This is a genomic window from Ruegeria sp. AG1, assembly GCF_056541705.1.
Genome location: NZ_JBQFYU010000001.1, coordinates 442,031 through 463,343, shown reverse-complemented (window position 1 = coordinate 463,343; position 21,313 = coordinate 442,031). Strand labels below are relative to the sequence as shown.

Here is a 21,313-nt window from a genome sequence, read left to right as displayed (position 1 = left end):
TCGACGGTTGTTCTGCCGTCAAGACTTTCGCCTGACGCAATGCCAATCATCCAAGGGGTCGCCTCCTTGGCCGCGATGGCTGCATGGGCCGTTCCGGCGCAGGCACGACACTCCCAACCAGACGGCATTCTATCCGCCGCTACTCAGGTCAAAGATTGATCCGCAGCCTCAAGCCGAAAACGGTCGTGTCCTGATCGTTGAAGCCCGGGTTGATCATGTGCTGGACGTCCGCCGTCAGGGCGACATTGTCCGACAGGTCCAACCGATAGAAGGCCTCCATTGTGGTCTGGGTGTCGAGCGTTTCATCTACCGGGTCCGCAACGGTCGCGCCAAACCCAAAGAGGTCGTCATAGAGGCCCGGCCGCCATAGAAGTCCAGCGTTGGCTGCGCGTCGGGCGATCGGCGCCTCACCCTCCGACCAGCCGAGGCGTCCGTAGATCATGAATTCCTCGTTGATCGTGTGGTTGGCAGACAGGATCGCCCCGTAGCTCTCCGGCACGCCTGCCTCGGTGCGTTCATCGACGTGAAATACCCCGAGGTGAACGTTGGTTAGAAAGCGCTTCGAGCGTTCGGGCGTCCATCCGATCTCGGCGTATTTGTAGAACTCGGGGCCACCGGGAAACCACTCGACATCGGTCAGCGAGCCGTTTGCATCCGACAGGACACCGAGGGCATAGATCTGGTCGGTCAGGAAACCGCCCCCCGCAATGCCGAAGCCGGGATCGGGGATCGGCAGGACCGGGCTGAACAGGATCGAGAAATTGGAGAAAGTCGTGCGTGGGTTCACGTAGCCGAGGATGTCCGAGTAGTCTCCCGGATCGATCCGGCCGGCCACGAAACCGGCCTTCCCGCCAGCGAGCGTCTGGGACCAGTAGGCGACGGAGAGGGTCGTGTCGGTGTCACTGAATGTCGTTGCGGTGACGCCCGCATAGCCGATTTCCCCGGCAAGCCCGCTTGGCGCGATGTCCGTGCCGAGCAGATGGCGGTTCTCCAATGTGAAGACCAATTGCCCGGGATTTTCGCCGCCGCGATTGAGCAGCGTCCACTGGCCCAGAATGCGCGCCTGGCCCAAGGCGGCCTCGTCGATATCGGTCAGGCTCTCGGTCGCGGACTGGTAATAGGCCTGGTAGTCGAAGGAGAGGTTCAGGCCGGTGCGTTCGGCAAAGCGTTGCCGCGATGCCTCCAAGGGGTCCAATGCCGCATCCAGCCCCGGCCAGCGAGAGTCCTGCAACCGCCGCACTCGGTCTTGTTCCAGTTGGGCCTGCGTGGATGCCGGGCCACCGAGCGAGACCGCTGCGGCGGCCTCCAGGGCGGACGTTGGCCGGCTTTCCTGCGCCAAGGCTCCGGTTGATAACCAGAAGCCAGCGACGATGACCGTACCGAGAAGCCTTGCCTGTCCCATATGAGGTCTCTCTTGTTGCTCTTGATTCTTCTTCGGCCCGCTCATGCAAGTATCGCCAGTACGACATCCCGGCCCGTCCAGAGGACGAAGGCCGAAAGCGTAGCCGTGATCATGGCAGGCACACCGTCTTTCCAAGTGTCCCAGATCAGATGACAACCGATTGCGCCAAGCGACGTGCCCAGAAGGGCAGCGGCCCCGAGCGGCCCGAGCAAGCTGCCTTGAAACCAGATCGCCACCGCCCCGAAAAGCTCGACACCACCGACAAGCGCCATGATCTGACGGTTCAGCCCGTATTTGACGAACATCGCCAGTTGCGTTTCGAAGATGAGCTTCTGCCAGCCAAGGATCTTGATCGAACTGGCGAAGAGAAAGAAGGCGGACAGCAGGCCAATGGCAACTATTTGCATAATACGACTCCGCCGACACACACAGGGCTGAAGTTCATTTGATGTTCCCTTCTGGATCGTCCCGAGTGTGCAGTCCGGTTACTTGAGATCGTCCTGCGCCTTGATCTCCGGCACACGGGCGAGGGCTTCGGCCATGTCGGCGCTGCTCATCAACTCGATCATCTGGTAATCCTCCAGCAACCCGTCACCGAGACGGCTGACATAGAAGGCCTGGATGAAGGTGGGGTCGTCCGGCAGGGCGACGGTGATGTAGTTCTTCCCGTTCCCAAGCCCCCAATAGTAGCTCAAAAGCTCGCCGCCGAGCGCCTCGATCCCACCCTTCACCGAGGCCGCGCGGTCCCCGGGATTGGCGATCTGCATCTCCCAGGCGGCGCTGTTGGATGCGCCGATAAACAGGAAGGTGCGCATGTCTTTTGTGTCCTGCGCCGCTGCAACTGTCGCAGAGACGCAAAGGGCTGTCGAAAGAAGGATCCTGTTCATCTTGCCACCCGGAATTGCTTCGATGTTGTGGTCAGTACAGCATGGCTGCCCTGACCGTTCTTGTGGGTTCAATGCCCCGGAGCTCCGGGAATGGAGTGTTCCAGCTCGGCAGGGCGGAGCGGGAACTCGGAATGCTCATCCTCTGGCGTTTCGATGTCGGCGTGCCAGGTGAATTCCTTGTCCCCGAGGTCCAGATCGATCTCGCCCCCTTCGATGACCGGGTAACGGATCGGCTGCCCGGGCCGCAGGTCGATATTAGCGACACCGTCGTCGATAATGACCTGCCCGCTCACCAGAACGTAGGGGATTCCCTTGGTGAAGGAGCCGTTCATGCCCTTCTTCATCGATGATGTTTCGGTGATCGTGTCGGGGTCGAAGATCGTGATATCCGCGATCATGCCTTCCTGCATCCGGCCGCGTTCCTGCATCGCCTTCAGGCCCACCTTGGAAAAGTACTTCGCGGGAATGTAGGAGGCGTTGTTCACCATCTCCATCAGCGCGATGCCCTGTTCACGGGCCTCGCGGAACACGATGCCATAGGTGCCGGCATTGCGCGGGTGCCCCCCGTACTCCGTGAAATCGGCCTCGATCGGCAGCGGTTCGCCATCGACGGTGAAGCCGACGATGTCGTTGGCGATCGCAATATCCTTCATGTGGATCCAGCGCTCCAGGTCTGCTTCGGGGCGGACTGTGATGAAAATCGGCTTGCTCGGATCCTCCTTCTGCTGCCGGAAGAACTCCTCGTCGGACTCGTAGAGTTCGCCGGTGCTGGTATCGAAGATATCGCGGGTCGGAACGATATTGTTCGCCTCGATCTTGTCCGGCAGCAGTTGCGGTGTCGCGATGTTCGGATTGCCGGTGATGGCCGGGTAGTATTCCGCGAAGATGGTCATTCCGCGCATTTGCAGGCGGCGCGCAAGCTCGTAGATTTCTTCCCACCCCTGGTTCTGGATGTGGGAAAGGATCAGGGCCCCGTCGAGCGCAACGGCGTTTGCGATCACCTCGTTTGCGCCCAGGGAATAGTAGAGCGGCAGGCTCTCGGTCGGACCGAAACGGGTATGGGCGCCAAAGAAGCGGTCATACTTCTTCGCCATTTTCTGAAGCGCGAAAATCTCCTTCGGATAGGTGTTGTATCCCATGTATCCCACCGTCGTGTTGACGGTGATCGCCCCGGCGCGAAGACCCTTTTCATACATGGTCATGACTTCGACGAGCTGATCCGCAGTCGGAATATCCAGCGCCCAGCTGGCATGTCCGTCTTCTTCCTCGGCTGCACCGCGTGACTTGAGGATGTAGGTCGGATCGGATGCCAGCTCGACTGAAACCCCATCCATCACGACACGCCGGATCTCCTCGTGCCCCATCCCGGAACCGAAGTTGAGAAAGGAATTGCCCTCGTACTTGTCGTAGAACAGGTCGGCATCCGCCACGCCGCTCTCGGTATCGAGGATCGTCGTCGTGCCATCATGGGCCATCATCTTCTGATCGAAGCCGCCAAAGGAATGCGAATGGGTGTTGATGAATCCCGGCGCGACTACATGCCCGGAAACGTCGATCTCGCGCTTGCCCGTCAAGGCATCTTCGGTGATCGCGGTGATCCTGTCGCCGGTCACGCAGACATTGCGCACGGCATCAAGATTGGTTTCCGGGTCCATGACGCGGCCGTTGAGAAGCGCGACGTCGCACTCCTGAGCAACCGCCATCGAACTGCAGAGGGCCATGAGAGTGGCAAGAGTGAGGTGTTTCACGGTCAGTCCTTCCGGGATGATTGCGTCGGGCAAAAAAACGCGGGGCGGACGAGGGAGACCGCCCCGCGCTCTCCTCAGTCCAGCGTGTTCTTGTAGATCACGCCGTCCTTCATGATGACCTTCAGGTTGGGATCAGGATCGGCCAGAAGAAGGATGTCTTCGAGCGGGTTGCCATCGACCAGCAGGAGATCCGCGTAAGCGCCTTCCTCGACCACGCCGAGCGGGCCGTCTTGATACGGATTGTTCAAGCCCGTAAGCCGGTTCATGCGGGCGCCGTTCGATGTGGCCATGCGCAGAATGTCGAAGGGTTTGAACTTGGCCTCGTGCAGGTATTTGAACTCGTCGTTCATCTTCTTGTCCTGCTCAAGCGTCTGGTCCCAGTTGTTGATGAGATCGGTGCCCAGAGTGTAGAGGTCGATCATGCCCGGTGTCGTCTGGATCACCTCGATCATGTTGGCGGCGGCGTCACGGACACTCTTCCATTTGGCGAACGAGGCTGGCGTGTAGAAGGCTTCCGCCTGTTCGGTCGTCACCGAGTAGACCGGGGCTACCGCCGTCGCGAACATGATCTGCTTTTCGACCATGATCTCGGCGGCCTCCTTGGTCAGGAACGGGATGTGCTCAACGGTCTTTGCACCGTTGTCGATACAGTTGCGGATCGCCTGCTCGGTGAACACGTGGCAGGTGACGTAGGTGCCCCATTGCTCGGCGGTCTTGACCGCCATCTGGATCTCGTCCGCCTGGTACTGAAGCGAATGCAGCGGGTCGAACTCGGACGTGACCCCACCGCTGACCATGACCTTGATCTGGGTTGCCCCGCGCCGCAGGTTCTCGCGCACCGCCATGCGGATCTGCTCCGGGCCATCCGCGATGAAGCTCATGTCCGTGTCGACCCAATGCGATGGGCCTTGCCCCGACAGGGTTGGATGCCGGTCGTTCAGCTTGCGGAAATCGGCATGGCCCGATGTCTGCGTGATGAAGGCCTCCGAGGAATAGATCCTCGGGCCGGGGAACATACCGGTATCGATGATCCGCGCGATGGACTTTGCCGGTCCGCCGAGGTCACGAACCGTCGTGAACCCGTTCATCAGGATGCGCTCGGACCGGATCGTTGCAACGCCACCAAGATGGAAGGGCGTGATGTTCTGGCGCAACCCGTCACTGAGCGGGTTGAACACCAGCAAATGCACGTGCTGGTCATGCATCCCCGGCATGAGCGTGCGCCCGCCGCCGTCAATCATGGTTGCGTTGGGCGCTTCGATCCCGTCCGTCGAAATTTCCTTGATCAGGTTGCCTTCGACCAGAACGCTGGCGTTTTCGATCCGCGCCTCGTTCACGCCGTCAAAAACATGGACATTGGTGAACAGGGTCTGCGGCAGCGCTTCGTCCTGCGCAGAGGACATGCCGGCAGCGAGCGACACCACGCCCGCCAGTAATGTGGACTTGAAAAGATGCTTCATAAGTTTGCCCTTCCGCAATGTTGACGGCGGAGCCAGCGCCCCGCCGAAAGTTCAGTTCAACGTGTTCTTGTAGAACTTGCCGTCCTTCATGATGACGCGAATGCTCGGCACGTCCTGCCCGCGTGGCTCGGCATCGAACCATGTATCGACAGCGCCGATGGCAGTGATGTCTTCGAGCGGGTTTCCGTCAACGATGAGGATATCGGCATAGGCACCTTCCTCGATCACGCCGAGCTTGCCTTCGGGATAGGGGTTTCCGCGTCCCGTCAGTGCGGCCAGTTCGCCGCCATTCGAGGTCATCATCTGCAAGGCCCAGAGGTTGCCGAACTCACGCGCCATGAAAGCCTTGGTGAAGTCCATCGACTGCCGGTACGGCACACCGGTCAGCAGCACGTAGTCGGAATCGAACACCATCTTCGGCTTGTACTTCCGCACCAGATCAAACAACTGCTCGCTGTTTTTCCGCAACCAGAGGAACTTCGCCGTCGGCGGGAAGGTCGGGTCCTGGTGCATCGGATGCTCAAGCGCCTCGGGCGCCAACGCGGTCAGGTTGGGCGAGAAGAACGCTTCCTTCTCTACCAGCTTCTGCATCGTCGGTTCCGTTATGGTCAGGCCGTGATCCACCACTTTGACCCCGAGATCGAGCGCGCGCGACAGGTCGCTATCCATGAAGACATGCATGGCGACATAGGAATCCATGTCCCCGGCCACCTCGACGGCAGCGGCGATTTCTTCGTCTGTAAAGGCGGACTGGTAGATCGGGTCCTTGATGGAGGTCACACCACCACTGACCATGATCTTGAGGTAGTTGGCCCCAAGCGCAAAGTTCCGCCGCGCGCCGTGGAGCACTTCGGCAGGGCCGTCGACAAGCCGCGTGATCTCCAGCCGTTCAAGATTGCTTTCGTTCTTGCGTTGCCCGGCGATCCCCCAGTCGCCATGACCACCGGTCTGGCTGAGGCAGGCGCCGGACGAGTATATCCGCGGGCCCGGAAGCGAACCCTCGTCGATTACCGCACGAAGTCCACCATGTGCACCGCACATGTCGCGCACGGTTGTGAAGCCCATCGCCAGCATTTCCTGCGCAAAGGCCGCAGAACGTGCGCCGATCTCCTCCCATGTCGTGTCCTGAAGGCCCGGGATCGTGCCATCCTTGTACATATTCACATGCACATGGCTGTCGATCAGTCCCGGCATCAAGGTGCGTCCGCCGCCGTCGATCACATTGACCTCGACCTCTTTGGTCTCGATACCGCGTTCGGTCTGGATGGTGAAAGAATAGCCGTCGATACCGCCAACAGGATCGGGCAGGCGCTTGCTTCCGCCCGTTCGAACTTCGACTTCCCACGTGCCGGATTCGGGAATGTCCTCTGCAATCTTGTGAATCTTGTTCTTGACGACGAGCACGTCGACATCTTTCAAGCCGTCATTCACCCCGTCGAAGACCATCACGTTCTTGAACAGCGTGACCTCCGAGGGAATGTTGGGGATATCCTGCGCAATGGCAGGCGTCGTGAGCGCAATTGCCATTGACATGGCCGGCAGCAACGCCTTCAGGTTGAGTGTTGTCATTCGGTGTCCTCCCAGGGGTCGGTCTTCCTGCGGACCGATCCTCCCACTATGCACATGTGCCCCGAGATTCTTTTGACCCGCTGATCCCGTGGTGCATTTTTCTGACCCGATCCGGTCAATTTCAGCCAATTTCTGCTTGGCCGTCAGGCGCCCGCGCCCGTAGCGTGTCGGAGAGCGAAAGGGTGATGTGGATGCCGCAAGGAGAACAAAAGGACGGTTTGTCCCTCGTACGTGCTACGGTCCTCGGCCCCGTCGTTGCGATGATGCGGCGGCTCGATGCGGATCCGGCCTTTGCGCTCGGGCTGCATGGATTGAGCGAGGAACAGGTCCTGAACCCGGCCGAGTTCATCCCGCATGACACGGTCTATGCGGCGCTGGCCTCCATCGCCGACATCACCCGGCCGGATATCTGCGCCTTGGCGGGACAACAGACAGACCTGTTGAAGTTCCTGCCGCGTGGGGCGCTCCTCGGCCAGTCGGTGACCCTTGGCGATTTCTTCACCCGGTTCACCCAGATCGTCTCGAAGGAAAGCAACGCGGTGTCCTTCCGGCTCCTGATCGAGGAGGAACACGCCTACTTCACCACCAGTCGCAATTTCGAACCCGAGGTGTCGCCGGGCCATTCGGACGCCTTTCTCGTCGGGATCTGGATCTCCCTGCTGCACCGTGTTCTCGATTTCCGATGGGATCCAACCCAGGTTGTTCTGCGCCTCTGCGATCCGACCCTGCTGCCGGAGCAGTTTCATGGCGTGCGGGGCATCAAGTGCAACAACAGGGGATTCTCCATCCGCTTTCCGGCGGCCTGGCTGTCGCTTCCAATCAACCCCGAACTCCTCGTGAACCACGACAATGATATCGAAGAACCGGTTCAGGTCGATGTGCCCCTGGACTACCTCGAAGGCTTCGAAATTCTCGTGCGATCAAGGCTGTCCGATCCGGCGCTGACGGTGAGCGAGGCCGCCCGGATGTGCAGCATCACCACCAAGGTGCTGAACAAGCGCTTGTCCTCCTACGGAACAACGGCGTCCAAGGTGATCAACCGGCTGCGGATGGAAAAGGCCTCCGAACTGCTCACCACATCTGATCATTCGATCAAGGAGATCGCCCAATTGGTCGGCTTGTCCGAAACATCGGCACTCACCCGAGCCTTCACGCGGAACTTCGGCATATCCCCGAAAGATTGGCGCAATAAGGAGGCACAAGAGGCCCAAATTGCCGGAGCGCCTGCAGATTAGCCTGACCCCGCTGCGACTTCTCGACTACCGCAATCTCTTGGAACCTCGGTCGCCAATGGTAATGCCGAAGAGATGCATGAACCGGCGAGCCCTTCGCGGGGGGCAATCGATGGGAAAGGAGACCTCCATGCTATCCGCAGCGAACTCCCGCTTGCCGCCCATCTTGACCGCCTTGGTTTCTGCGAACTCTGACTTCTCGTGCCCGCAGCGAAGGTCCGTAAGGTCGGCATTCTGCCCGTTCGTGACAAAAGCTGCATCGGTCGGGAAGGGCTCAAAGCCGTCATCCGACGGCATTAGCGATTAGACCGGTTTGTGGTTGCGAGCGGTCATTGGGGCCGCTCTCAGGATTGGTCCGACATCGGCCCTCCCAGTACTATTCAACGAGTTTTCAAGCTCAACTCCGAGATCCTACCGTCGCCTGACCCTCTCTCGATTACGCTCCCGACGTTCGATGTTGATCCGGTGGTCGCGGCCCAATGCCCGGTAGAAGCCCGGTCCCTTGGACCAGTTCAGAAAGTGGGCAAAGCTGTCGACCTGATCGTCGTTGCGTCCGCGTGGAAAGGACTGAAGCTCCCGTTTGAATACCGGCAGCCAGGGTGCATCTGCAGGCAGATAAACCTTGCCCTCTTCGACAGGACCGCAAGCGGACTGGAACCGGGTTTCCTTGTCCTTGTCGGGTTTAATGCGTTCGTAGCGCCGACGGTCATCACGAAACAATTCGTCCAAAAGAGGTTTGCCGGAGGCCGCATCTTCGATCAGGACACGATCGGGATCCCAACGGCCGACAAGTTGCAGTGCCTTGGCTTTCAGGTCTGGGTAGTCTACCTGCCCGCGCCAGACGTCGATAAGATGCCACGCATTTTCGCGGAACCCCCAGGTTGTACAGACAGAGAAATCAGACCGGGGGTCTGCCGACATGCCCGTATCCCAGCTCTGAACCACCAGTTGGAACCAGCGGCGATCTTCGATGGTCTCGTAGGTGCCAAACCACTCCCAGCGCAAGGGCGACCCGTCGGGAGCAATGGGGTTCTGCTGATACTGGCAATTGAACACGGCCGCGCCCATTTCGCGACGCTTGGTATCCAGCGTTTGCTGATCCAAACGGGACGGGCACAGGAGATCACCAGGTTTGCGGCGCATGACCCTTCCATGCCCAAGAGGAACCACCTCATGGCCTTCTGCGATGGCAGGCAGATTCAGATGCCGGTAGGTCCCGCGTTCGAGCAGATAACCCGGCGGATCCATCTCGTGCAACCGTTGCGCAACCATAACCACACGCCCTTCGGCCGGATTGTCGAAGCGCGACAACAAGGTCCCCTCAATGAACTCCTGCGCCTTGACCAGCTCGGCTTCGGAGCCGGCATCTCCGGCTTTCAGCAGGTCATCGATGATGATGTAATCGGCGCCATGACCGGTGACAGAACTTCCAATGGAGACAGCCTTACGGCTGCCTCCCTTTGTGGTGCGGATTTCTTCTGAGGTGTTGCCCTTTTTAGCCAAGATCGTTTCAGGGAACATTTCCCGGTACCAGCGCGCAGACATGATCCGACGACAATCTTCGGAATGTTTGCGCGCCAGATCCAACCCATAGCTGGCAACGATGATCTTGGCGCTGGGGTTATGACCGAGAAGATAAGCGACATATGCAACGGCCACGGTGACCGATTTCAGGCAACGTGGCGGGATGTTGATGATCAGTCGCTTGTTTTCGCCTCGACGGACATTGTCCAACTCATGGCACATGGCCCGCACATGCCAGGCCGGATCAAAGCTGCGGTCAGTTCCCTGGTGCAGCGTGCCAAACACACGCCAAACGAAGGGAAAGAAATTGTCCCGGCAAACCTCGCGAGCGGCTTGCACGACGATTTTTGGATCAGGAGTCGTCATCTTCCGCCTCCTCGTTTTCCAGATCACCGTCACCGTCCAGTTGGCTGGAAAAGAAATCCCGGAGGATGTCGTAGTCGACAGCGTCGGGCTCAACCGTACGGACGCTTTCTTGCGCGTCCAATTCACTTGCGTTGAACAGATCTGTGTCCAGCTTAAGCAGCGCCATCAACAATTTCGTGTCGCCCTTCAACGCGCCTGCTGTGAACCGCTTGGCAATTGCCTCAGCCTTGGAAATCCGGATTTCGTGGCTGCCTTCGCGAACCGTAATCTTGGTTTCCAATTCACGTTTCAAGCTGGCATTCACCCCCTTGGCACCTTTCGGCCGCCCTTTCGGATTGCCGGATCGGCCTTTTTTGAATTGGGTCGCTTTGGGCGGTTTGCCGTAGCCGACCTCATACTCTTTCGTATCGTCAGACATGACCCACCTCCTGTTCTGAAGTGGTATCGTTGGCCGCAAAACGCGCATCGAACGTCTGGCCTGTTACCGCGTGCACGGCGCTATCACCGGTCATCTCCTGCCAACGGCGGATGGCCACATCGACATAAGCCGGGTCGAGCTCAATAAGCCGCGCTTGGCGCCCGGTTTTCTCAGCTGCCAGCAGAGTCGCGCCGGACCCGCCAAAGGCGTCCAGCACGACATCGCCGCGGTGGCTCACATCCATGATGGCATCTGCAACCAGAGCTGTCGGCTTCACCGTGGGATGATCCGCGAGATCCGCCTCGCGCCCTGACCCAAAGCTGTTCACACCGGCGTAATCCCAGACGTTGGTCCGGTTGCGCCCGTGTTTGCCCAGCTCGACGTTGTTGATGTGCGGCGCACCAGGCTTCTTGAAAATGCAAATCAGCTCATGCTTTGAGCGATAAAGGCTGCCCATGCCTCCGTTCGTCTTGTTCCAGACGCAGAGATTGATGAGGTCCAATCCAGCTGCTTTGCCCGCCGTAATCAGTTCTTCGATATGACGCCAGTCCATGCAGATCATCGCGATGCCTCCGTTCGGCAGGCAGTCAAACAACTGCGTGATCGCGCCTGAAAGAAAGCCGCGGAACTCGCTATCCGTCATTTCTCCCGACGCCATGGCAAACTCGCGGTGTTCGGCGCTATTGCCGGACCGCACATGCCCATTGACAGGCACGTTGTAAGGCGGATCGGTGAAGACTATCTGCGGGGTCTCGCCTTCCAGCAAGGTGTCGTAGCTCTGGGCTTGAAGGGCGTCCCCGCAGAAAATGCGATGATCTCCGAGAACCCAGAGGTCGCCCGGCTCCGTGACTACGGGTGCCGCAGGGTCCGGCGTCTCAACAGTTTCCGCTACAGATACCGTCACCTCACCGACGCTGTCGATAATGATGTCGATCTCCGGTGTTTCGAACCCTGTGATGTCCAGATCAAAGTTCAACTCGCCATCAAGGCTGAGGTCCATCAGCTCGGCAAATTCGATCTGCAACGCCGCTTCATTCCAGTCCGACAATTCCGCCAGCTTATTGTCCGCAATGCGCAGAGCGCGCACTTCCGCTTCTGACAAATGATCCGCGACAACAGTCGGTACGGAATTCAACCCCAGGGCCTTAGCGGCCTCATAGCGGCCATGACCCGCGATGATTGTGCCCGAACCATCCAACAGGATCGGAGTGACAAAGCCAAACTGGGCCACCGATGCTTTCAGTTTGTCGACATTCTTGGCCGCGTGCACGCGGTTGTTGTTGGCGTAGGGCTTGATCTGGCTGATCTGGGATTGGATAACTTTTTCGGCCATCCAGATAGGCGTATTGGACGCCCGAACGTCGCTGTGTGTGTTTTTGGCAGGCATAACCGCCTCCTTTTGCGTGACGCCGCGCGGACGTCGAGATGGAGGGATCGCGCTGGAAAATCGGAGAGAGCACAAATCGCAACTCCCCGGACCAATCGATCCGAGACGTTGCTCCTTTGAATGCTCTCTGCGGAAACCTGTGTTTCCAATGAGTGCTGCCTGCGGGAGCAGTTTCCCGCCCTGATAGTCCGGGCGATTAGGTCGAATGTAGGTGCCATCAATACGAGACGCGACCCCCCAAACTAAAAGTAACCAATTAAGATTGTTGACGAATAATCGGGGGTACGCCAGCAACGCCCTTCAAAACACACGCCTCAAGTAATCGCTTCAGAAAGAGCTGGACTGTTGCCGTCAACCACGCATCACTGAACCCACGCCCGAGCCATTCGGGCGCTCCTCGGTACCGGGGTTCGGCATCTAGCCAGCCCCAAATCAGAGGAGACAATACATGTCCAAGCGGAAGCAAACCAAAATTGACAAAGTGCAACACTTGTTGCGCCGCCCGAGCGGCGCCAGCCTTGAGGCGCTCTGCAAAGCAACGGGATGGCAGCCTCATTCGGTCCGAGCAGCTCTAAGCGGTCTGCGGAAAAAAGGCGTCACAATTGAACGGCGGACATCCGACAAACCAAATGGACCATCCACATATCATCTGGCGGCGGGAACTGGAGAAGCGTCATGACCAAGACGAGCGATGTCGCCGATCTCGCCGCCATGGGTCGATCGGATCTGGTCACGCTTTGGCAGCAACTGTTTGATCAACCAGCCCCCGCCATGCTCAGCCAACCCTTTCTGCGCCGCTTTATCGCCTTTGAGATGCAGTCCCGCCGTCATGGCAGGCTACCCCGCCAGGTCAAAGCCACGCTGGAAAAGGGCTCTGGGAAGAAACCCCGGCCTACATGCCCTGCCCTAAAACCCGGCGGGCGCCTGCTACGCGAGTGGAATAGTGTGACCCATGTAGTCGACGTTACAGAAGACGGCTTCACTTGGAACGGTCGGTCCTATCGCTCACTCTCGGCCATCGCCCGAGAGATTGCCGGCGCGCATTGGTCAGGGCCGCGTTTCTTTGGGCTCACCGGCAAGGCGGCCAAATGAGCCCGCGCCGTAAAATCCGATGCGCCATCTACACGCGCAAGTCCTCAGAAGATGGTCTGGATCAGGACTTCAATTCGCTGGATGCGCAATATGAGGCCTGCGCGGCCTATGTCGCAAGCCAGCGACATGAAGGCTGGACCCTGTTGTCCGGGCGCTACGATGACGGTGGCCTGTCGGGCGGCACCCTAGAGCGACCCGCCCTTCAGCGCCTTCTTGAAGAGATCGATGCCGGGCGTATTGACATGGTGGTGGTCTACAAGATTGACCGGCTGACCCGGTCGCTTGCCGACTTCTCTAAGCTGGTCGACCGGCTGGAACAGGCAAACTGTTCTTTTGTGTCCGTCACGCAGGCCTTCAATACCTCATCTTCCATGGGCCGGTTAACGCTGAATGTGCTGTTGTCCTTTGCTCAGTTTGAACGGGAAGTCACCGCCGAACGTATTCGCGACAAGATTGCAGCGTCGAAGAAGAAGGGGCTTTGGATGGGTGGCAACCTGCCTCTGGGCTATGATCGCCACCCCGATCCGAAGGCAAGAACGCTGGTGGTGAATGAAGAGGAGGCCAGAACGGTCCGGCATCTCTTTGGGCTTTATGACGAGCTTGGTTGCCTGCGCAAAGTAGAAGAACGGGCAACGGCAGAAGACCTGCGGTCAAAACGGGTTGTTCGGACAGATGGCAGTGTGAAGGGGGATTGTCCGCTGTCACGGGGTCAAATCTATTACCTGCTGCGCAATCCGGTCTATCTCGGAAAAATCCGCCACAAGGATAAGATCTGGGACGGACAACATCCGGCGATCATCGATCAGGACATCTGGGACCGGGTGCAGGAAAAAATGCGACAGGCCTCCAACCGCTCGCGGGCACGCGGCGACTCCGATGCGCGCCAACACTCCACTGACCCCGGGGCCTGGCTCACCGGTCTGCTGTATGACGAAACTGGTGATCGGTTGACGCCGACCCACACCACGCGCAAAGGCCGACGGTTGCGCTACTATATCTCCAATCGACTGATCTCAGGCGGCAAGGATATCTCTGGCTGGCGACTGCCCGGCCCGGCGCTGGAACACGCCGTCATGGATGTCATCGTCAGACATTTGCAAGACGCCGCCGCGGCGCACCAAGTACTGGCGCAACCGGAGGCCGGGTCAGCCGAGCCAGTTCAGACTTCAGTTGCAAATTTAGTAACCCGGCTTCAACGCCAATGCGGTCAGGTCGGCGCTGCTCTTCTAGCCAAAGCCAAACTTGCACGAGGACAGATCGACCTCGAATTTAACCCCAAAACTCTGGCAAGCGCACTTGGCGTCGCGGCCGATCATCTGCACCCGGATCTCACCCACGTCACTGCATCTTTCGATCTGCGCCGCCGCGGCGTCGAGGCCAAGGTCATCGCCGGAGACATGGCACCCCAACCTGATCCCCACCTCCGGTCCATGCTGATCCGCGCCCATGGCTGGGCCCGTGATCTGAAGGCCGGAGTTCAACTGATGGAGATTGCCCGCCGCGAAAGCGTCCCTGACGCCTTCATCCGCACCCGTGCTCAGCTCGCCTTTCTCTCACCAAAGATTCAAACGGCGATTCTCGACGGGAGCCAGCCGCCCGAACTCACACTCAAGCGTCTGGTCAGCGTGACCCACCCACTTGAATGGTCCGAACAGGAACGCCTGTTCGGCTTCTGACATCTCCAGCTCCTGCGTCCCTGATACAGACTTCGCCCTCCCTGATCCGGCGGAACAATTCCCTGTTCGCACGAGGAAATTCCCTGTTCCACCTTTTAGGGAATTTGCAACATAAACCTCTGAGAAACATACAGTTCTGATAGAAGAAATGACGGAAGTCAGTCCCGGTTTGCGAAAATTCCCTGTAAATTACAGGTTATCAGGGAAATCCAGCCCAAAGCGACCCCGCTAAAATGCGACACTGAGACTCGCGCCTGAATTGTCCTCTGAATGTACGGTTTGCTTCGTCTCTGATTGAAAGCGCATGCGCCAACGCGCGGGAATTGCGTAACAATTCCGGATCAGAAAATACAACTGAAGTGAGACAGGTATGAGTGGCGGGGAGACAGGGATTCGAACCCTGGGGACGCTCTCACGCCCAACGGTTTTCAAGACCGCCGCATTCGACCACTCTGCCACCTCCCCGTCGAGAGCAGGGTCTAAGGCCAACTGAAATCAGAGGCAAGTCGAAATCGGGAAATCTTGCCGAAGCCCAAGCAGCGGACTTTCCATAGAACCATACCCACGTTATGATCCGCATGAAAGACCGCAGCAGACTGGCGCGAAGAACCGGCTGGCTGACGGTGGGGCTCGGGGAACGAGGCCCCTTCAGGCAAGGGATGACAAAATGAAGCGAGCGACTGAGATCCGCCCAGGGCCAAAACGGCTGGCGTGCTTGGCTGTAGCCTTGGTGGTGTTGTCGGGTTGCGAGGAAACGCTGGCAACCGCAGAAAAACCCGACGAAAATACCAGCAAGAACGAACTTTTCCCTCAATCCTCCGGCGACACACAGCGCGATGTCGAAGCACCGGACGTGTTCCAATTGACCGAGGCCGGATTGTGGGACGGCCGCCCCTCGCTGGGCGGGATCTGGGTGGCCCACCCGGATGTGACTCAGCCCGAGCGGGTGATCATCAAGAATGCCTCAAACAACAAATCCGTAACCGGCGCTTTGTTCCGACGTGAACGCAACCTGCCCGGCCCCGCCTTGCAAGTGTCATCTGCAGCGGCGGAGCAGCTAGGTATCCTAGCTGGCGCGCCAACCAAGATCAACGTGGTGGCCTTGCGGCGAGAAACCGTTGAGGCGCCGCCCGAGCCCGAGGTCGCTGAGGCCGAGACCGCGCCCGAAGCAAGCACCGAGACCGCCGCCGCCAGTGACGTGGCCGAGGTCAATACATCCGAGGCCACCTCTGAGACGGGAAAACCGGCCAAGCGCAAATGGTGGCAGAAAAAAGCCCCTGCCGCAGCGGCGACTGCAGGCGTTGTGGGCGCAGCCGCTGTTGCCTCAGACGCAGCCGAAGATGGGGCCGAGGCCGCCATAACTAGTGACGTGGCCGAAGTTGATGCGCCCGAAGCTACCTCCGAGACGGAAAAACCGGCCAAGCGCAAATGGTGGCAGAAGAAAGAACCCACCGCCGCGGCGACCGCAGGCGCTGTAGGTGCAGCCGCTGTTGCCTCGGACGCAGCCGTGGATGGCGCCGAGGCCGCCGTCGAGGCCACCGCAGAGATATCGGCGGCCAGCACGTCTCCGGCTTTGACCGATGCACCGGTGGTTGCGCCTGCGGCAAAACCGACCAAGCGCAAGTGGTGGCAGAAAAAAGATCCCAACGCGATCACCGAAACTACGCTTGACCCGATCGAAGGGGCCGCAGCCGCTATCGACGCCGCAGAGCCGACGCCTGTCGCCGCGACGGCCGCCACGACATCTTCTCTTTCGAAACCCTTTGTTCAGGTTGGTACGTTTGGTGTTCAGTCCAATGCAAACAGCGCCGCCGCCAAGATCCGCAGAAACGGCATGTCGGCCGAGGTGCGAGAATTGAAGACAGAAAACAACACCGTCTGGCGCGTGCTGGTCGGACCCGCCGCCACCCGCGCCGAGCGCAAGGCCATCCAGAACGACGTGAAAGATCTGGGCTTTGGCGACGCGTTCACCGTGGCCAACTGAGAACAGGAGGCACCTTATGCTATCCGCATTGCGAACATCCGTTTTCACCCTCGGGATGGCTGTTCTGGCCCTGCCCGTCCACGCGTTCGACACCTCGGCGCGCGCGGCATATGTAATGGATCAGACCACAGGTACCGTGCTTCTTTCCAAAGACGCTGATCAGCCGCTTCCGCCCGCATCCATGTCCAAGCTCATGACGCTTTATGTCGCGTTCGAAGCCCTACGCGATGGGCGTCTGACTTTGCAGGAGACATTGCCTGTCTCGGAACATGCCATGAGCTATGGCGGATCGACCATGTTCTTGAACACGCAGGACCGTGTGACCGTCGAGGATCTGATACGGGGCATTATCGTACTGTCTGGCAATGACGCTTGCGTGGTGATCGCTGAGGCGCTCAGCCCCGATGGGACCGAGGCCGGATTTGCCCGCTATATGACCCAGCGCGCGCAGCAGATGGGGATGAAAAACTCAAACTTTGCCAACTCCAACGGCTGGCCTGCTGCCGGGCATATGATGTCCGTGCATGATCTCGCCGTCCTCGCAGATCGGCTGATCACGGATTTTCCCGAATATTACCCTCTGTTCGCTGAAGAAGAATTCGAGTTTGACGGGCGCGCGCCTTCGAACAAGCGCAACCGCAACCCGCTGCTACGGCTGAACATTGGGGCCGACGGCCTGAAAACCGGCCACACGCAAGAGGCCGGCTACGGCCTTGTCGGATCGGCCAAACAAGGCGACCGCCGGGTGATCTTTGTTCTCACCGGCTTAGACAGTACCGCTCAGCGGGCAGAGGAGGCTGAGTCCGTGGTTAACTGGTCGTTTCGAAATTTTGTCGAGAGGACAGTTGCCACCGAAGAAGCGCCGATAGCCGAAGCCAAGCTGTGGATGGGTGAGAAAAAGACCGTGGGTCTGGTGCCCGACGGCGACCTGAATGTTTTGTTCCCGGTTCTGGGCACCCAGAATATCGAAGCCGAGGTTGTCTATGACGGCCCCATCAACGCACCTGTTGCCAAAGGTCAGCAACTGGCCGAGCTCGTGATCAAGCCCGAAGGCTTGCCCGAAATCCGCCGCCCTCTGTTCGCGGCCGAGGATGTCCCTCTAGGCGGCTTCATGGTGCGCATGATGACGGTCGGTGGCATTGTTCTGAAAGACGTTATTAATAACCCGCTGGAGTCGATGTGACGCAACGCGGGTTATTCCTGAGCTTTGAAGGCATAGACGGATCAGGCAAATCAACTCAGGCCAGGATGCTGGCCGAGTCCCTCCGCAATGCGGGCCATCAGGTCGTGCTGACGCGTGAACCCGGCGGGTCACCGGGGGCCGAAGAAATCCGCCGCCTTGTACTCGAAGGCGACCCTGACCGATGGTCGGCGGAAACCGAGTTGTTGCTGTTCACCGCAGCCCGCCGCGATCATCTGGAACGGACAATCGAACCGGCCCTCGCCGCGGGCCAGGTGGTGATCTGCGACCGCTTTGCCGATAGCACAAGGATGTATCAGGGCCTGTCCCGTGGAGACCTGCGGGCGGTGGTCGATCAGCTCCATGACCTTATTATCGGTCGCGAGCCGGACATGACCCTGCTGATCGACATGGATCCGGAGACAGGCCTGTCTCGTGCCAAAGGGCGACAGGGCACCGAGGAGCGGTTCGAAGATTTCGGCCCTGCCCTACAAAAACAGATGCGCGCAGGGTTTCTGGCGCTGGCCGATGAGTTTTCCGACCGGTTTCGCGTCATCGATGGCAATCGCGACATGGACAGTGTCGCCCAGGATGTGAGAGATATCGTCGAGGCAGCCTTGCGATAGACGATGAGCGACGACACCCCAACCCCAGATCAAGCGCCCGGAGCGCCGCATCCGCGTGAGACCGCGCAGCTGTTCGGGCAGGACACGGCCGAGCAAGCGTTTCTGAGCGCCTACAACTCAGACCGGCTGCACCATGGTTGGCTTCTGACCGGCCCGCGCGGGGTCGGTAAGGCCACGCTGGCATGGCGGATCGCGCGATTTCTGCTCGCCACCCCTCCGGCGGATGACGGAGGGCTGTTTGGCGCGCCTCCGCCCCCGCAAACGCTGGAGATCGACCCTGACCATCCGGTTTCGCATCATATATCTGCTGGCGCAGAACCGGGGCTGGCGGCGATCACCCGGTCGTTGAACGATCAGGGGCGATTGCGGAATGAGATCGTGGTGGATGACATCCGCAAGCTGGGCAAGTTTTTCGGCCTGTCCTCGGCAGATGGCGGGCGACGTGTGGTCATTGTGGACGCGGCTGATGAGATGAATGTCAGTGCTGCGAATGCCCTTCTGAAAATGCTGGAGGAGCCACCGGCGCGCACCACGTTGCTGCTGATCTCGCACCAACCCTCGCGCCTGTTGCCGACCATCCGGTCCCGTTGCCGCACCTTGCGTCTCTCACCGCTGGGCCCTGAGGATATGCAGGCCGCTTTGGCGCAGACCGGGGCGGAGGTTCCCAGCCAAACCGATCACCTTGCCGCTCTGGCCGCTGGGTCGGTGGGCGACGCGGTTCGTCTCATCAATCTGGGCGGGCTTGAAATCTATGCCGAGTTGATCGCCATTCTGGGCACCTTGCCCCGAATGGACCGTCAGCGCGCCCTTAAGCTGGCCGAAGCCGCCGCCCAGCGCGGCGCGGCCGAACGTTTCGAGCTGTTGCTGACCCTGATCGACGTGGCACTATCTCGTCTGGCAATGACCGGCGCAACAGGCGCAGCCCCCTTACCGGAAGCCGCCCCCAACGAGGCGGAAACTCTGACCCGGCTTTCGGCCTCACCTCATCAGGCCCGCAACTGGGCCGAGGTGGCAGCAACGATCACCGCCCGAGCACGTCATGGTCAGGCGGTGAACCTTGACCCTGCCGCGTTGGTCCTAGATACGATGTTCAAGATACAAGAAACCTCCGGTCAGAGCAGATGAGCAACACCCCCCAGATCACCGATAGCCATTGCCATCTGGACTTCCCCGATTTCGAAGGGCAGCTGGACCAGATCATCGCCAACGCGGCCGAGGCCGGTGTGACCCGTATGGTCACCATCTGCACCCGCCTGCGCAACGAACCCGGCGTGCGCGCCATTGTCGAGGCCCACGCACCGATCTTCTATGCCGCCGGCACCCACCCGATGAGCGCGGCGGAAGAACCGATGGCGACGGTCGATGAACTGGTCGCACTGGCGCAGCACCCCAAGTTCGTGGGCATCGGCGAGACCGGGTTGGACTATCACTACACCGCCGACAGCGCCGAGGTACAAAAGCAATCGCTGCGCATTCATATCGAGGCGGCCCAGCGCACCGGCCTACCTCTGATCATTCACGCCCGCGCAGCCGATGACGACATGGCGCGCATTCTGACTGAGGAATACCGCAACGCGCCCTATTCCTGCGTGATGCACTGTTTCTCATCCTCGGCCGAGCTGGCAAAAGCTGCCCTTGACCTGGGGTTCTACCTGTCTATGTCCGGAATTGCGACTTTCCCCAAAAGTCAGGAGCTACGCGATATCTTCGCTATCGCCCCGGTAGACCGCATTCTGGTCGAAACCGACGCCCCTTATCTTGCCCCGCCCCCATACCGCGGCAAACGCAATGAACCAGCCTATTCCGCTCACACTGCCCGCAAGGGGGCTGAGGTGTTCGGCATGGACTACGCAGATTTCGCCGCACAGACACAGGTAAACTTTGACCGCCTGTTCTCAAAAGCGGCACAGTATAAGGCTGCCGCATGACACAGCTGCGCTGCACCATTCTGGGCTGCGGGTCCTCGGGCGGCGTACCGCGCCTTGGGGGGCATTGGGGCGATTGCGATCCCGATAATCCAAGAAATATCCGCCGTCGCTGCTCGATGCTGGTCGAAAGAGACGGGCCAGAAGGCACGACCTCGGTCCTGATCGACACCTCGCCAGATATGCGCAGCCAGCTTCTGGATACCGGAACCGGGCGGCTCGACGGGGTGGTTTATACTCATTCTCACGCCGATCATGTGCACGGCCTTGATGATCTGAGAATGATCGTCTTCAACATGAAAACCCGCGTGCCGGTCTGGGCGGATGGCGACACTCAGAACGCCCTGCTCGGAAGGTTCGGATATGCATTCATCCAGCCCGAAGGCTCCCCTTACCCGCCGATTCTGGAGCTGAAATCCATTGACGGCCCGTTCGAGATCGACGGGCCTGGAGGTCAGATCCCCTTGCGCCCGTTCCGCGTGAACCATGGGTCAATCGACTCGCTGGGGTTTCGGATGGGCAAGCTAGCCTATCTGCCCGATGTCGCCGAAATCTATGACGATGCCTGGGTTGAGATGGAAGGGCTGGATTGTCTGGTCATCGACGCCCTGCGCCGCGCGCCGCACCCTACCCATGCGCATCTGGAAAAAACGCTAGGGTGGATTGAGAAACTTCAGCCCAAACGCGCCGTTCTGACCAATATGCACATCGACCTGGACTATGCGACGGTCGAGGCCGAAACCGCCGATCACATCGCCCCCGCCTATGACGGGATGGTGATCGAGCAAGCGCTGTAAGGCCCTGCCGTTTGTGGCACACATATCGCCAGAACCGGGG

At 59.6% G+C, this 21,313-nt stretch carries 19 protein-coding genes and 1 tRNA gene; 10 read left to right on the top strand and 10 right to left on the bottom strand.

Annotated features, from left to right (window positions below):
• Window positions 1-148: 148 nt before the first annotated feature.
• From ACR0B5_RS02300 to ACR0B5_RS02275, 6 genes are all read right to left on the bottom strand, one after another.
• The gene (locus tag ACR0B5_RS02300) at window positions 149-1,402 is read right to left on the bottom strand and encodes a carbohydrate porin (protein ID WP_170365936.1); all 1,254 of its coding nucleotides are present in this window, start codon (window positions 1,400-1,402) and stop codon (window positions 149-151) included.
• Between the two features lie 41 nt (window positions 1,403-1,443).
• A complete protein-coding gene (locus tag ACR0B5_RS02295) occupies window positions 1,444-1,809 on the bottom strand; it encodes a DoxX family protein (protein ID WP_170342826.1) in 366 nt (121 codons plus the stop codon).
• A gap of 78 nt (window positions 1,810-1,887) precedes the next feature.
• Window positions 1,888-2,289, bottom strand: a complete 402-nt coding sequence (locus tag ACR0B5_RS02290; protein ID WP_170364433.1) for a hypothetical protein — start codon at window positions 2,287-2,289, stop codon at window positions 1,888-1,890.
• A 68-nt stretch (window positions 2,290-2,357) separates the two neighbouring features.
• Window positions 2,358-4,037 (bottom strand): amidohydrolase family protein, encoded by a 1,680-nt coding sequence (locus tag ACR0B5_RS02285; protein ID WP_170392031.1) that lies wholly within the window; start codon window positions 4,035-4,037, stop codon window positions 2,358-2,360.
• Between the two features lie 74 nt (window positions 4,038-4,111).
• On the bottom strand, window positions 4,112-5,497 hold the full coding sequence (locus tag ACR0B5_RS02280) for a metal-dependent hydrolase family protein (RefSeq protein WP_170342821.1): 1,386 nt from the start codon (window positions 5,495-5,497) through the stop codon (window positions 4,112-4,114).
• 51 nt (window positions 5,498-5,548) lie between these two features.
• Window positions 5,549-7,066 (bottom strand): metal-dependent hydrolase family protein, encoded by a 1,518-nt coding sequence (locus tag ACR0B5_RS02275; protein WP_170343540.1) that lies wholly within the window; start codon window positions 7,064-7,066, stop codon window positions 5,549-5,551.
• Window positions 7,067-7,257: 191 nt separating this feature from the next.
• On the opposite strand from ACR0B5_RS02275, the gene ACR0B5_RS02270 reads away from it, so the two are divergent.
• Window positions 7,258-8,301: a helix-turn-helix domain-containing protein gene (locus ACR0B5_RS02270; RefSeq protein ID WP_170357385.1), complete on the top strand. Its 1,044-nt coding sequence runs from the start codon at window positions 7,258-7,260 to the stop codon at window positions 8,299-8,301.
• Window positions 8,302-8,709: 408 nt separating this feature from the next.
• Here ACR0B5_RS02270 and terL read toward each other — a convergent pair whose 3' ends face one another.
• From terL to ACR0B5_RS02255, 3 genes are read right to left on the bottom strand one after another with little or no spacing between them, the layout of a single operon-like run.
• A complete protein-coding gene (terL, locus tag ACR0B5_RS02265) occupies window positions 8,710-10,188 on the bottom strand; it encodes a phage terminase large subunit (protein ID WP_480538139.1) in 1,479 nt (492 codons plus the stop codon).
• Window positions 10,175-10,606 carry a DUF5681 domain-containing protein gene (locus ACR0B5_RS02260; RefSeq protein WP_093964947.1) on the bottom strand — a complete coding sequence of 144 codons (432 nt, stop codon included), beginning with the start codon at window positions 10,604-10,606 and terminating at the stop codon, window positions 10,175-10,177. Before ACR0B5_RS02260 ends, terL begins: the two co-directional genes overlap by 14 nt.
• Complete coding sequence (locus ACR0B5_RS02255) at window positions 10,599-11,993, bottom strand: site-specific DNA-methyltransferase (protein WP_480538137.1); 1,395 nt, start codon at window positions 11,991-11,993, stop codon at window positions 10,599-10,601. Before ACR0B5_RS02255 ends, ACR0B5_RS02260 begins: the two co-directional genes overlap by 8 nt.
• Window positions 11,994-12,441: 448 nt before the next feature.
• Between ACR0B5_RS02255 and ACR0B5_RS02250 the strand changes: the two genes are divergently transcribed.
• Genes ACR0B5_RS02250 through ACR0B5_RS02240 form a run of 3 tightly spaced genes read left to right on the top strand, consistent with a single transcriptional unit; the run spans window position 12,442 to window position 14,761 of the window.
• On the top strand, window positions 12,442-12,672 hold the full coding sequence (locus ACR0B5_RS02250) for a DUF3489 domain-containing protein (protein ID WP_093964945.1): 231 nt from the start codon (window positions 12,442-12,444) through the stop codon (window positions 12,670-12,672).
• Entirely contained in the window at window positions 12,669-13,085 is a 417-nt protein-coding gene (locus tag ACR0B5_RS02245) for a DUF2924 domain-containing protein (RefSeq protein WP_480538135.1), read from the top strand. The genes ACR0B5_RS02250 and ACR0B5_RS02245 overlap by 4 nt, the downstream gene beginning before the upstream one ends.
• Window positions 13,082-14,761: a recombinase family protein gene (locus ACR0B5_RS02240; RefSeq protein ID WP_480538133.1), complete on the top strand. Its 1,680-nt coding sequence runs from the start codon at window positions 13,082-13,084 to the stop codon at window positions 14,759-14,761. Before ACR0B5_RS02245 ends, ACR0B5_RS02240 begins: the two co-directional genes overlap by 4 nt.
• Before the next feature lie 375 nt (window positions 14,762-15,136).
• On the opposite strand, the gene ACR0B5_RS02235 is transcribed toward ACR0B5_RS02240, so the two are convergent.
• A tRNA-Ser gene (locus ACR0B5_RS02235) sits at window positions 15,137-15,226 on the bottom strand.
• 202 nt (window positions 15,227-15,428) lie between these two features.
• Here ACR0B5_RS02235 and ACR0B5_RS02230 point away from each other — a divergent pair.
• The 6 genes from ACR0B5_RS02230 to ACR0B5_RS02205 are packed head-to-tail and all read left to right on the top strand — an operon-like array spanning window position 15,429 to window position 21,273.
• Window positions 15,429-16,745 carry an SPOR domain-containing protein gene (locus tag ACR0B5_RS02230; protein WP_480538131.1) on the top strand — a complete coding sequence of 439 codons (1,317 nt, stop codon included), beginning with the start codon at window positions 15,429-15,431 and terminating at the stop codon, window positions 16,743-16,745.
• Between the two features lie 16 nt (window positions 16,746-16,761).
• On the top strand, window positions 16,762-17,928 hold the full coding sequence (locus ACR0B5_RS02225) for a D-alanyl-D-alanine carboxypeptidase family protein (protein ID WP_480538129.1): 1,167 nt from the start codon (window positions 16,762-16,764) through the stop codon (window positions 17,926-17,928).
• Window positions 17,925-18,551 (top strand): dTMP kinase, encoded by a 627-nt coding sequence (gene tmk, locus ACR0B5_RS02220; protein WP_480538127.1) that lies wholly within the window; start codon window positions 17,925-17,927, stop codon window positions 18,549-18,551. Before ACR0B5_RS02225 ends, tmk begins: the two co-directional genes overlap by 4 nt.
• A gap of 3 nt (window positions 18,552-18,554) precedes the next feature.
• Entirely contained in the window at window positions 18,555-19,676 is a 1,122-nt protein-coding gene (locus ACR0B5_RS02215; protein WP_480538125.1) for a DNA polymerase III subunit delta', read from the top strand.
• Window positions 19,673-20,479 carry a TatD family hydrolase gene (locus tag ACR0B5_RS02210; protein WP_480538123.1) on the top strand — a complete coding sequence of 269 codons (807 nt, stop codon included), beginning with the start codon at window positions 19,673-19,675 and terminating at the stop codon, window positions 20,477-20,479. The genes ACR0B5_RS02215 and ACR0B5_RS02210 overlap by 4 nt, the downstream gene beginning before the upstream one ends.
• Window positions 20,476-21,273: an MBL fold metallo-hydrolase gene (locus tag ACR0B5_RS02205; protein ID WP_480538121.1), complete on the top strand. Its 798-nt coding sequence runs from the start codon at window positions 20,476-20,478 to the stop codon at window positions 21,271-21,273. Before ACR0B5_RS02210 ends, ACR0B5_RS02205 begins: the two co-directional genes overlap by 4 nt.
• Window positions 21,274-21,313 lie beyond the last annotated feature (40 nt).

Bases quoted from the DNA above. Each gene is read 5' to 3' on its own strand.
- ACR0B5_RS02300 (WP_170365936.1), bottom strand. From the start codon at position 1,402: ATGGGACAGGCAAGGCTTCTCGGTACGGTCATCGTCGCTGGCTTCTGG.
- ACR0B5_RS02295 (WP_170342826.1), bottom strand. From the start codon at position 1,809: ATGCAAATAGTTGCCATTGGCCTGCTGTCCGCCTTCTTTCTCTTCGCC.
- ACR0B5_RS02290 (WP_170364433.1), bottom strand. From the start codon at position 2,289: ATGAACAGGATCCTTCTTTCGACAGCCCTTTGCGTCTCTGCGACAGTT.
- ACR0B5_RS02280 (WP_170342821.1), bottom strand. From the start codon at position 5,497: ATGAAGCATCTTTTCAAGTCCACATTACTGGCGGGCGTGGTGTCGCTC.
- ACR0B5_RS02275 (WP_170343540.1), bottom strand. From the start codon at position 7,066: ATGACAACACTCAACCTGAAGGCGTTGCTGCCGGCCATGTCAATGGCA.
- ACR0B5_RS02270 (WP_170357385.1), top strand. From the start codon at position 7,258: ATGCCGCAAGGAGAACAAAAGGACGGTTTGTCCCTCGTACGTGCTACG.
- terL (WP_480538139.1), bottom strand. From the start codon at position 10,188: ATGACGACTCCTGATCCAAAAATCGTCGTGCAAGCCGCTCGCGAGGTT.
- ACR0B5_RS02260 (WP_093964947.1), bottom strand. From the start codon at position 10,606: ATGTCTGACGATACGAAAGAGTATGAGGTCGGCTACGGCAAACCGCCC.
- ACR0B5_RS02255 (WP_480538137.1), bottom strand. From the start codon at position 11,993: ATGCCTGCCAAAAACACACACAGCGACGTTCGGGCGTCCAATACGCCT.
- ACR0B5_RS02250 (WP_093964945.1), top strand. From the start codon at position 12,442: ATGTCCAAGCGGAAGCAAACCAAAATTGACAAAGTGCAACACTTGTTG.
- ACR0B5_RS02245 (WP_480538135.1), top strand. From the start codon at position 12,669: ATGACCAAGACGAGCGATGTCGCCGATCTCGCCGCCATGGGTCGATCG.
- ACR0B5_RS02240 (WP_480538133.1), top strand. From the start codon at position 13,082: ATGAGCCCGCGCCGTAAAATCCGATGCGCCATCTACACGCGCAAGTCC.
- ACR0B5_RS02230 (WP_480538131.1), top strand. From the start codon at position 15,429: ATGAAGCGAGCGACTGAGATCCGCCCAGGGCCAAAACGGCTGGCGTGC.
- ACR0B5_RS02225 (WP_480538129.1), top strand. From the start codon at position 16,762: ATGCTATCCGCATTGCGAACATCCGTTTTCACCCTCGGGATGGCTGTT.
- ACR0B5_RS02215 (WP_480538125.1), top strand. From the start codon at position 18,555: ATGAGCGACGACACCCCAACCCCAGATCAAGCGCCCGGAGCGCCGCAT.
- ACR0B5_RS02210 (WP_480538123.1), top strand. From the start codon at position 19,673: ATGAGCAACACCCCCCAGATCACCGATAGCCATTGCCATCTGGACTTC.
- ACR0B5_RS02205 (WP_480538121.1), top strand. From the start codon at position 20,476: ATGACACAGCTGCGCTGCACCATTCTGGGCTGCGGGTCCTCGGGCGGC.